Annotated in this window: 11 protein-coding genes and 1 pseudogene; all 12 read right to left on the bottom strand. The window is 36.9% G+C overall.

Annotated elements, in window-relative coordinates; genetic code table 11:
* Positions 1-293: 293 nt before the first annotated feature.
* A complete protein-coding gene (locus ACEN33_RS10750; RefSeq protein ID WP_407094244.1) occupies positions 294-1,358 on the bottom strand; it encodes an extracellular solute-binding protein in 1,065 nt (354 codons plus the stop codon).
* 426 nt (positions 1,359-1,784) lie between these two features.
* Positions 1,785-2,462 (bottom strand): YoaK family protein, encoded by a 678-nt coding sequence (locus ACEN33_RS10745; RefSeq protein WP_407094245.1) that lies wholly within the window; start codon positions 2,460-2,462, stop codon positions 1,785-1,787.
* A 275-nt stretch (positions 2,463-2,737) separates the two neighbouring features.
* Positions 2,738-2,878: a hypothetical protein gene (locus ACEN33_RS10740; protein WP_407089683.1), complete on the bottom strand. Its 141-nt coding sequence runs from the start codon at positions 2,876-2,878 to the stop codon at positions 2,738-2,740.
* 184 nt (positions 2,879-3,062) lie between these two features.
* A complete protein-coding gene (locus ACEN33_RS10735; RefSeq protein ID WP_407089684.1) occupies positions 3,063-3,431 on the bottom strand; it encodes an iron chaperone in 369 nt (122 codons plus the stop codon).
* A gap of 97 nt (positions 3,432-3,528) precedes the next feature.
* Complete coding sequence (locus tag ACEN33_RS10730) at positions 3,529-4,005, bottom strand: hypothetical protein (protein ID WP_407089685.1); 477 nt, start codon at positions 4,003-4,005, stop codon at positions 3,529-3,531.
* A gap of 81 nt (positions 4,006-4,086) precedes the next feature.
* Complete coding sequence (locus tag ACEN33_RS10725) at positions 4,087-4,353, bottom strand: hypothetical protein (protein WP_407095082.1); 267 nt, start codon at positions 4,351-4,353, stop codon at positions 4,087-4,089.
* A gap of 211 nt (positions 4,354-4,564) precedes the next feature.
* Positions 4,565-6,046 (bottom strand): carbon starvation protein A, encoded by a 1,482-nt coding sequence (locus ACEN33_RS10720; protein ID WP_407095081.1) that lies wholly within the window; start codon positions 6,044-6,046, stop codon positions 4,565-4,567.
* A 421-nt stretch (positions 6,047-6,467) separates the two neighbouring features.
* A complete protein-coding gene (locus tag ACEN33_RS10715) occupies positions 6,468-7,211 on the bottom strand; it encodes a LytTR family transcriptional regulator DNA-binding domain-containing protein (protein ID WP_407089686.1) in 744 nt (247 codons plus the stop codon).
* Positions 7,192-8,961 carry a LytS/YhcK type 5TM receptor domain-containing protein gene (locus ACEN33_RS10710; protein WP_407095080.1) on the bottom strand — a complete coding sequence of 590 codons (1,770 nt, stop codon included), beginning with the start codon at positions 8,959-8,961 and terminating at the stop codon, positions 7,192-7,194. Before ACEN33_RS10710 ends, ACEN33_RS10715 begins: the two co-directional genes overlap by 20 nt.
* 207 nt (positions 8,962-9,168) lie before the next feature.
* Positions 9,169-10,158 (bottom strand): tagatose-bisphosphate aldolase, encoded by a 990-nt coding sequence (gene lacD, locus ACEN33_RS10705; protein WP_407089688.1) that lies wholly within the window; start codon positions 10,156-10,158, stop codon positions 9,169-9,171.
* Positions 10,159-10,186: 28 nt separating this feature from the next.
* The gene (locus tag ACEN33_RS10700) at positions 10,187-10,630 is read right to left on the bottom strand and encodes a PTS sugar transporter subunit IIA (RefSeq protein ID WP_407095079.1); all 444 of its coding nucleotides are present in this window, start codon (positions 10,628-10,630) and stop codon (positions 10,187-10,189) included.
* Between the two features lie 12 nt (positions 10,631-10,642).
* Positions 10,643-11,644, bottom strand: a pseudogene (locus ACEN33_RS10695) (PTS fructose transporter subunit IIC); the annotation flags it as partial.
* Between the last annotated feature and the right edge of the window lie 126 nt (positions 11,645-11,770).

Here is an 11,770-nt window from a genome sequence, read left to right as displayed (position 1 = left end):
CTTAACTTTTGAAGAAGAAAAAGTGATCAACAAACAATTAAATACTAAAGTCGCATAAAAAAAGGTAGAAAGCATTTAAGCTTTCTACCTCGGAAATCTCTGACCAACACGATTTGACAAAGAACCGAAAAAATCCTCCCTAAAAATTAAGAGCGAAAGAATGATTTTCTTCCGCTCAACACCTTTTATGATTGTTAAGACTTTAGGAAATAATAATAGTCAGATTAACGTAGTAAACTGATGAGTCATTCCTAATTGTGCCTTCACAATTACTTACCTTATTCTTTCGCTACTTATAGAGGCATTAACTCTAATTCAATTTTTTCAACCCAAGAACTGATGTTTTCACGAACGAAATCCCAATCAACATCCATTGGTTCTGTTGCATCTACAATTTCTTTGACGCGATCAGTTGTTGCTTCATAAGCCACTTCGTTTAATGGGTGAGAACCAAATTCAGGTGCCCACTCAGCTTGGATTTCATCTCCGCCGAACCACTCAACAAATTCTTGTGCAGCAGTGTAGTCATGATCTTCACCTTTATCTAAGATACCGATTTGTTCACGCATTGTAATTACACCTTGCTCAGGGTTTACAATAACTCCTTCAAATTCATATTGTTCTTCCATTAAAGGTAAAGTACTTGTTGATGTATATGTCATAACAGTTTTTCCGTCTGCAAAGTTTTGCCAAGCGTCTTCACCTTCTGGTGTCATATAACCGTTATTTAAATACTCTTCTACTTGTATCCAACCTTCATCAGAGATACCGTATTCGCCATTCTCATCTTGGTATTGTAGTAGAATACTCATTACTGCCTTTTGGTTTGTTCCTCCACCTAATTCGTTGGGAACCATGTATTTTCCTTGTAAATCAGGATTTGCTGCTAAGTCTTGCCAATTAGAAGGCACTTGATCTTCACTTACAAATTCTGGGTTATAAATCATGAAGATACGTTGCTCTACTAATGGATGGTAGAAACCATTACCAATATTTGCTTCTTCTGGGATTGTTTCTACCCAAGTAGGAACATACTCTAATAATATTTGCTCTTCAGTTAATTGTGCAAAACTTGCTTCATCCATACCGAATGTTACATCAGCTTGTGGTGCATTTTTTTCTGCTAATAAACGGTTAAGGATTTCTCCTCCTCCAGCAGCTACAAATTCTAAAGAAAATCCAGCTTCTTCTGCACGTTCAGCAATCCATTCTTCACGAGAATCAGATAAAGAGTTTGAGTAAACTACGACTTCTTTCATATCTTGAGCTTGCACATTTGATGTTAAACTAGATAAACCTAAACTTGATAATACTGTCCCTGCAACTGTAATAAACCCTAACGCTTTTTTAAGTTTCATAATATTCCTCCTAAATTTTTAACAGCTTTAATATTAACAACCTATTGTAAATTTATCGTAAATTTCAAGTAAATTTTTATCTTTTTATGTAAAGTTTATGTAAATAATATCGATTCCCATTGTAAACACCTTGCAGAATTTCACAATGCACTATTCCTATTTTATGTTTTTAACCCAAAATGTATGTGATAAAAAACGAACTATACGTCTAATAGACATATAGTTCGTTTTTATTTTATTAATATTCATTCAAAGGTGAGTCTCCGAGGCGTCGTAAACTCCCGCGACGGTCCGGAAATGAGCTTGCGGGGCGTGGTGCTAGCTCACGACGCTACGGAAACGGATTTGCGGTCCGTCGTGCCAACTCACGACGCCCCACAACCCCAAACCCAAATAAAAAAGACCTACATTCGCAGGTCTTCCTCACTATTCCTCTTCCAAACTCTCTTTAATCATGTCTTCTTTTAAGGTGAAATAATATAAACCAATCGCAATATCAATCACGGCTGCGATCAATAGCACATTCCAATTTGTGTATAGATGAATGGCTGTCGCTGATACAGCGCCGATTAAGAAGCACAACAGATTCACAATGTGAAAGCGCAGTTTCCAGCGGTCTTCGGTTCCACCTCGGAGATTGCGTCCCAGCTCCACACCAATATCGGTCACTGTTCCAGTTAATATTGTTGTTCGAATGACCAAACCTTTATAGAAGACGAACATCCCATTTTGTAAGCCGAAACTAAAGGCAATATAAATAAGGAAATAGACTGATTGATAACCAAACCAGTTGAACAGTAATAAAATGACACCCATAATAATTAAATAATTTCCGTAATTTAATCGTGGTTGAAACCGGTCAGTTGGATAAAAATACCCTCCAACAGTTGCCCCTACTAAAAAACTGATCGACATGGAGGCCATGTTTAACATCACATCATAATCTCCATGCGCAAACAGGATAGCAACTTTAGTCAAATTACCAGTATGTCCAGCAACTGATTGAGCAAATAATAAGAGCACCATCACATTCAGATAGCCGGCTATGAAGCGAAGCAGCAATATCCAAATTGCCAACTTATAATTTATCTTATGCCTTTCCATTCTGCACTCCCTTTAGATAAAGTAACGATTGTAATTCACTGCGGCTCCCATTAAATTCGCATCATTATAAAAGTGACATTCTTGGACATTGGCTCAATTTCAGATGCGCCGTCTCGGTCTAAAAACATTTTAACCCGTAAAGCGATTCCTTCGACAATATTTTCCCGCACAGAAATGCCGCCTCCGAGCGCAATTAATTCGGATTGATAATCACAGATAAATTATAAATCCCACGCAAGAAAGCTCATAAAGCCATCGATAATTTCTAATGCATTTCAATTACCCGCTTCAGCGATTTCAAATAGTTCAAGACCGTCTTTAATCTGTGCCTCAGCTTGGTTGGCTTTATTATGTTGCTTCATTTGGGAATACGTTGATGCGGCCTTACTTAATGTTGTTTCCGAATCCATTAACATATAGCCAAATTCACTCGCAAATAAGTTTCGCCCTCTTACAGTTGCCTATTCATTGCGACAGCTCCACCAATATCAAAAACTAACACACTCACTTCATCGGGCCTATCTTCTTGATAACACTTTTCTAAATCATTCTAAAACTGACTCCCCTATTAGTCAATATAAAAAAGACGCTAATCCTCGATTAACGCCAAAATTTTGTGTAACCGGCTTTGTCTTCGAGGTTGTATTTTATCAAGGTGTCAATTAATGAAAAGGGGGTTGGATCAGTCCACTTGATGTGAATAATATTATTCGTATGGCTGAGGCCAAGGGCTTCAATCTCTTCTTTGAACTCTTTGATTGGCTTCACTTCAGGCGCTAGGGAAATATGCCCCTTGGAATGGCTAAAACCTATTATATATGTACCTTCATTTGTAAACATTGGTTGATTCCACGCAATTCGCGTATTTAAATTTGGATAATGCTCTTTAACCCAGACTAGAATTTCAGTCAGCTTCTCTTTATGCTCAGGGTCTCCCATGGCATTCAAGTATTCTTCAAATGTTTCCACACCACCACTCCTTGTTATCTCTATAGATTAAGTATACTACAGTACGCAAAAAGCATCTAATCTCAGAGCCTACTCAGGATTAAATGCTTCTAATTTCTTACATGACCCGGTTCATCATCAATTGAATCATAATTGATACTACTAACATAAAGATTTCACCACTATAAGTCGCCAAGGCGAACTTTGGTTGTTTAAAGGTCGCGAAAGCTTTTTTAATTGAAATCGCAAAATATTTTGTGACGAAAAATAATAAAATCAGTAATAAAAATCCGTGTACGACATTATTTAACATAAATAAGGCAATCATTAATAGAGCAATGCTAGCGTAGAAAATATGCTGACTTTCCTCGTCTTGCACTTTATCCCATTTCAACTTAATTAAATAACCTGCTAGCGGTAATAAAAAGATGGCTAGCATTTGTAACGTCAGTACCGGAGTTGTTTGAAGTAAATCAACCATCGTGACCGACTGCATTGATGCGGTTATATTAATGTAGAAGAGGAATAAGAAAGGGGTAAGGCAAAATAATATTATCACACCATAAATCATACGATTCATTAATTTTTTCGACATAATCATAAGGTTCTCCTAACTTTCTTCGGATTCTAATTTTCGAACATAATTAAAATACTTTAAAAATAACATATTCGTAACTCAACTGACGGGTAGAAAAGATACCATCTCATCATTTTTATAAGGAATAGTAATTGTTTGAAAGTAAATCGTATACTTGGCAATGCGGGTAAGTAAGCGTGCTTGACTACTCGTAATCGCAATTATTAACACATCACTCTCATTCGCTGCTCGGCTGATCATCTCATTCTGAAAGAGAATGGCTAAAGAAAGAATAATACCTGCGAATGAAAATAATAAAACCTGAACGAACATCGCTCCTCCAAAACGCTGTATCTTTTGCATCATACTTACTCACTCCTTTTTTTATAATGTATATTTATATTAAGTGAAGTTCCCAGTTTAGGCAACCGCTTTCAATTAGTTTGGACCGGGTTCCATTGTCAGGTCACAGTTCCAGAAGATGGGAATTGTTGCGGGATGAATATAACTGGGATAAAAAAACCTACCAACATTTTAAAAATGTTAGTAGGTTACTTGAGTTTGTAATATATACTATCTACACTTTCCCCGATGAGAAGGTTCCAATTGGCAAGTGGTCGTTGACGATTTCTGAGTTTTCGTCCAGAGTACTGATCTGTTTAGTTCCTGCTTTCCTTAAGTACCAAAGGATAATCACGGATACGACTAAACCGACAAGATATGTCACTGGTGTTAAGCCTAGGTTAAAGCCGATTGGCTCACTTAAGATATACACTAGCACGGCATATAACATGAAGGCACCTGGCACTAGAGCAACAATATAGTTTCGATTTTTCAATCTTAAGTAACGTGTCGCAATAAATAATGCAATTACGGCTGTCACTTGGTTTGCCCAGTTAAAGTATTGCCATAGTAAATTGAAGTCTACTAAAGTAAGCATGAATGATATGACGAAAATTGGAATAGTTAACATTAAGACTTTCTTAGTTGTATCTTGTTTCACATTGATGTAGTCCGCGATAATTCCGCGTAAGCTTCGGAAAGCTGATAGACCCGATGAAATTGGAAGAACAATCACACCAAAGATGGCTAAGGTCCCAAAGACATTACCTAATAACATCACTGACACTTCGTTCACAACTGCCGATGGTGTTCCTGAATTTATTAAGGCACTTAACGTTCCTGCATCGAATAAACTCATTGAAGCCGATGCCCAAATCATTGCGATAACACCTTCTGCAATCATCATTCCATAGAAAATGTACCGACCTTGTGATTCTGATGTTGTTGTACGAGAAACCATTGGTGATTGAGTTGCATGGAAACCTGATAATGCTCCACATGAAATTGTAAAGAAAATCGCTGGGAACATTGGTACACCGTTATAGTTTTCTAAACGAATTGTTGATAAAGTTAACTCTGGCATTTGGTAGTTTCCAAAGATTAATGTTAAACCAATCGCAATTGTCGAGATAATTAAGATGGCTCCAAAGTATGGATATACTTTCCCCATTGCTTTATCAATTGGCAATAACGTTGAAATGACATAGTAAACAAAGATAAGTAACGTAATAATACCAATCGTTAAGAAATCAGGTGTTAAACTACTAATTAAGTTAGCTGGCGTTATTACGAATACCGTTCCTACTAATAGGAGTAATACAATTGAGAATAGGTTTACGATATGTTTGAAGTTTTTACCTAAGTAACGACTGGCTAACTCTGGTAAGTGAGCACCATCATTACGTAAAGAAATCATACCGATCATGTAATCGTGAACGGCTCCCCCGAAGATACAGCCGACAACAATCCATACATAAGCGATTGGCCCGTAGAGCGCTCCCATAATTGGACCAAAAATTGGCCCTGTCCCCGCAATATTTAATAATTGAATAATGGCATTTTTCGAACGAGACATTGGCACGAAATCCATGCCATCTTTTAATACTTCCGCAGGTGTTTTACGATCTGGAGCAATTTGAAAGTTCTTTTCAATAAATTTTCCGTAAGTAAAATACCCAATCACTAGTAAAGCAATACCACCCAATAAGGAAATCATCTTTTCCACTCCTTCTTTCTTTGTTAACTAAAATATACATTAAATAAGAAAGAATAGGGCTGTTTTGTGACCAAATGCACAATATTTTAGATGAAATGCACATCTCGGCAGGTGAAGCGTTTACACTTTCTCTCTAACAAGCCTCAAATATCAATGAAAGCTTGAAAAAGACCGACTCACGATGATTTTGCCTCTTGAATCCTCGTGACTCGACCTTTATTTTAGTTAGCTTGCTGTTATTACCGTTACAGAACCGTCCCCAGAAATTACTTCGATTAATTCAGAGAGTTTCGCTGAGCCGAAGTCCTTGTCAATGCCTGCTTCGGTTCAGGATTCATTCAAAGCGTTTTGGTTTCAGTAGCCGTTGGGCTGTAGTATTGTGATTTCTTAATATAGGATTGCGAGCAAATACAGCCCCTCTTTAGGACAAACCAAAAACAGCTTTGAACGCTTGCATATATGACCGGCTCACAATGACTTTTGACCCATTATTCATCGTGACTTGATAATTTCGGTTGAACCAAGGCTGGATTTCTTCAACTTCATTCAAGTTAATAATATAGGCTCGATGAACTTGCATGAAGTTTTCCTCAGGTAACTTTTCCTTCATTGCTTTGAGTGACTCGCGCATACGATACTCTTTATCATGCGTTTGGATAATGACTTCGCCTTCATCAGTCGTCACCACATAAACATCATTCATTGCTACCATGACAATTCGATCCTCATCTTCAATCGGTAAATAGCGTTTATCACGCGAAGATGCGTCAGATTTTTTATCCGGTACATTCTGAACAGACCGGTGACTCATTCGGGCTTCTATTTTCCCCATGACTTTTTGTAGTCGTTCCAAATCAAATGGCTTTAAGATATAATCCGTCGCATCCAGCTCGAATGCCCTCACCGCAAAGTCATCATGAGCCGTCGCAAAGACGACAAATGGCGGTTCCTTCATCTGAGTCACAGTTTCCATTAACTCCATGCCAGATTCATTTTGCAAATGCATGTCTAGAAAAATCACATCAATGGCTTCTTTTAAGAGCATTTGTTGGGCAGCCTTAATGTGACTCGCTTCAAAATAGTCATTCCCCGACTTTATTTCTGTCAGTAAATAACTCAATTCTTGACGAGCCAATTGCTCATCGTCAACTAAAAGAATTTTCATGATTCATCTTCTCCTTCTCTGAAAGATATGGTATTAAAGCACTCACTTTGGTTCCGTCAGACGACGATTCAATCTGGAGCTCACTTTTCGTACCATAGATACCTACTAAACGTTTATTTAAATTCTCCAACGCCGTGCCAGACCCCTCTGCCGATTCCACAACCTCTTTCCCTAACTTTTCAATGATAGATTCTGGAATTCCATATCCATTATCTTCAACGGAGAATATTAGGTTTTCACCTTGGGGCTTTAATGCGATATAGATCTTGTTGTCCGTTTCCCGCTCTTTAAAGGCATGATGAATCGCATTCTCAACTAACACTTGCATTAGAAAAGATGGAATTAATACGTGATGCAACGTTTCGGATATATCAAAACTGATTTCAAACTTATCTGGAAAGCGTGCTTCTTCAATTTCTAAATACGCTCTGACTTGTTCCAGTTCATTCGTCACTTGTACTAAAGTTTGGCGGTTTCCAGTTAAATTCGCACGAAAATACTGACTTAATTTAATTAATAATCGTCTCGCCTTATCAGGATCAAAGCGCATCACCGCACTAATCGTATTGATCGTATTAAAGAAGAAATGTGGATTCACTTGCCCTTGTAAAGTGCGTAGCTCCGCTTGTTTCAACAAATGCTTTTGCGAGTCAACTTTTCCTAATTGAATTTGAGTTGAAAAGATTTCTGATAGTCCTTCAGCCCACTTCTGTTCAACCTCAGTTAATTGGTCGTCATCTGTAAAGTAGTATTTTAAAGTGCCAACAATATCATTTCCGTCATTTAAAGGCAGCACTATCGCCCCTTCTAAAGGACAAGTCTCACAGTGGCAACCAATCTCCGCTCGCGTATGCGCCACCAACATCTCACCCTCCGTAATCGCTTGTCGCGATAAATCCGTCACCAAGTCTGAGCCAACTCGGTGATGGTCACTTCCTGCCCCAGTAAAAGCAAGAATATCTTTCCGGTTCGTAATACTCACCGCTGACACCTTCATCGTCTTATGAATCAACTCAGCTGCTTTCTGCGCATTCTCAGGATTCAAACCACTCCCAAATAAAGGTAGAGTCTCCTTCGTCAATTGCAAGACATCTTGCGTTTGAATGGCTCTCAACCCTTCTTCGTGACGAATCGTATTCAATATAATTGATAAGAAAATACTCATCCCAACACTATTAACGAGCATCATTGGAAACATAATCACTTGCACTAAATTTGCTCCCATCGCGCGGTTCGAACTTAGAAAGTAAATACATGCCATTTGAACCAGCTCCAAAAGTACCGCTACACCTGCACCCTGAAACGGAGTTAAGTAGGTTTGCTTTTTAATCGAAGCATGACCAAAGGCCCCACCAATGCCTCCGATTAATATAGAAGATATTAGGTAAATATGCGGGTCCGTCCCACCTTGAAAATATCGGAAGATCCCCGACAAGACACCAACCATCGTCCCTACTAAAGGCCCGCCAACAATTCCACTCACACCAATACTCAACACCCGCGTGTTCGCAATCACAACCTCATCCGTTAATTGACCAAATAAGGGATAGAAAGATAGCTGGTCAAAAGAAATCAACACCCCTGTAATATTAGACAGAATAGCAAATGCTGAAAAAATTAAACTAAGACCGATCACCGATTTCCTTTGGCGTCGATTTAATAACATGTGTTTTAAATAATCATTGTTCATAAGAATATAAGCTAACAAAATAACAATTGCAGCTCGCTCAAACAAAATTAACGCTAGCACCGTATATCAACTCCTTGACTCAATATAAATAAATTATATCACATTAAAATTGCTAGCGAGAGATAGGTTGTTTGTGATTTCTATGAGGCGTAAAAAAGCCATGAGCAACGAAGCTCATAGCTGAATATGGTGATGTTATTTGAATAGTGCGGTTTTTACTTCATGTAAATCTCTTGTATTGTGTATGTAATATATACAATCATTCGATTATTTCACTAATACTTTATCTTTCCATGAAACTGCATGTTGATTCAACACTTGATTTAATTCTTCAATATTATTTTTTCCTGTCGTTTGTAACCAAGTATTGGTCTCTGTATATTCTGAATCTGTTTCTGCCGCAAAAATATCAGTGGATTCTTTCCAAGTTGCACGGCCACACAGTACTCCATTAAAGGTAGACTCTGATTCACCTGCTAATTTTATCGTTTCTTGGAATAACTGCGCAGAAACACCGGCACTTAAGAAAATAAATGGTAGATGTGTTTTTTCAGATTGTTCTTTAAATAAACGCTTTGCTTCTTCTTTAGAATATAAGATTTCATCATCATTACCATACCCTTCAACATAATTCATGTTAACCGGTACTTCAACTTTTAAAACATCTACTTTATAACGAGGATCCGAGAATAATTCCATGGCACTATTTACCTTATGAGGTTTTACTTCTGCATATTCCCTACTTTTTACATCTTGGATTTTTGTATCATATGTTAATATCTCTAAAAAGTATGGAATGTTTTCTGCATCGCATTCTGATCCTACACGTTCAACAAAGGCATGTTTAATATCATTTATTTCTTTACTAGCATCAATATCATAATATAATAAAATTTTTACAGCATCTGCGCCAGCTTCTTTTATTCTTAATGCTGACCAATTGTCTAATAAGTCCGGATATCTCTCTTCAGATGAGGCATCATATCCTGTTTCTTCATAAGCGAGAATTAAACCTGCATTCTTATCACGTACCTCTGTTGCAGGCAATCCATATTCAGGATCTAATAGAATTGATGATGAAAAAGGTGTCAAATTTTTTGATATCATCTTTTTAAACTCTTCAATTGTTGAATCATCTTCGCTACCTAGCATCTTCTTCAATGATCCTCGTTGATCAATAGCAAGTGCTGAAATCACTGAATTTTCATTTGACAATGCGACTAATTTATCATATTTTTCTTCGCTAATATTTAACATACTTCTCTCCTTAACAACTTAAAAAGTTTTAATTAATATTATTTAAAAGTACTTCTTTTATTTTATCGACAGAATCAGATTTTTTTAATTTTTCTTTTGCATCTGATTTCATTAACATCTTAGCAATTTGTGATAATAAATTTAAATGACCTGAACCTTTTTCATTTTCAGGAATAAACATACCTATAATAAAGTCTATATCTTCACCATCCATTGATTCCCAACTAATCCCATGGTCATTTTTAATTACTATTACACTCACATTATTTATGTTTTCAGATTTAGCATGTGGAATAGCAAAACCATCCATCATCCCTGTTGTTCCTTGATTTTCTCTATTATTTAATTCATCAAATACTGCTTTTTTAGAATCACTTATATTAAACTCTTCACAAGTTTCAGCTAAAAACTCGAATACTTGACCTTTCGTTTCAAATTTTTTATTTAAAAATATTAGTTCTTCTTTTATCAAATTATTCACTCCTTAATTGCTAATAATTCGTTTATTATAATCTCTTTTTTTAATTAATCCTAACATTACTCCCCCAACTACTGATCCTATTAGTATGGCAAATACCCATTGCACACCATGTGTTACTACAGGAAGTACTAAAAATCCACCATGTGGAGCGGGAACTTGAACTTGAAATAAGTAGGTGATAATTGCAGCTACAGATGAACCTAGCATAATAGAAGGTAAATTTAATAACGGATTACTTGCAGCAAATGGAATTGCACCTTCAGTTATGTGTGTTGACCCTAAAATCAAATTAACATAACCCGCATTTCTTTCCTCTTTAGAATAGTATTTACCGAATAAGAGCACAGCAACAGTTGTCATCAATGGAGGGGCTATACATGCTGCTGATACTCCGGCCATAAAAGTATAGTTTCCTTGACCTAAAAGTAAAGTTCCTGTTACATATGCAGCTTTATTTACAGGTCCTCCCATATCAAACCCTGACATACAACCAACAATTAATCCTAGTAGTAACGGATTTGATCCTTCTACACTTGCCAGGAAACTCATCATTCCTTCATTAACACTAGCAATTGGTCCTCCTGTTGAAAACACTATAATACCTATCAAGAATACACCTAAAACTGGATATAAAAATATAGCTTTAAGTCCATCTAAAGATTTAGGCAATTTTTCGAATAGTTTAGCTAACAAAATTATTATTAGTCCACCTAAGAAACCTGAAAGAATTCCTCCTAAGAATCCTGACCCTGTTTCATTAGCTATCAACCCGCCAACAAAACCAACTACTAAACCTGGTCTTTTGGCAATACTCTCAGCAATATATGCAGAAAATACTGGTACCATTAGTCCCATAGACAAGCCACCGATTTGATTTAAAGTAGCTGCAAATGCATTATATTGCTCACTATTAGGATCAGCAGAATAAATCCCCCAAAGAAATGAAACTGCGGTCAAAACTCCTCCCCCTACTACAAATGGTAGCATATGAGAAACACCATTCATTCCTGAACAATTCATACTTTTCGTTGAAACATGTGCCAACTGCCTAACGGCAGCTTAAATTTACTTTTTCATTTTCACCTGTTAAGTGATGAAAAAAGAACCCCATTCTGATATTGTAAAGGTGTC

Origin of the sequence: Ruoffia sp. FAM 24228 (genome assembly GCF_045528575.1) — a bacterium.
Taxonomy (GTDB): domain Bacteria; phylum Bacillota; class Bacilli; order Lactobacillales; family Aerococcaceae; genus Ruoffia; species Ruoffia halotolerans.
The sequence above is the reverse complement of the archived record's forward strand: the minus strand, read 5'-3'. Positions and strand labels throughout refer to the sequence as shown.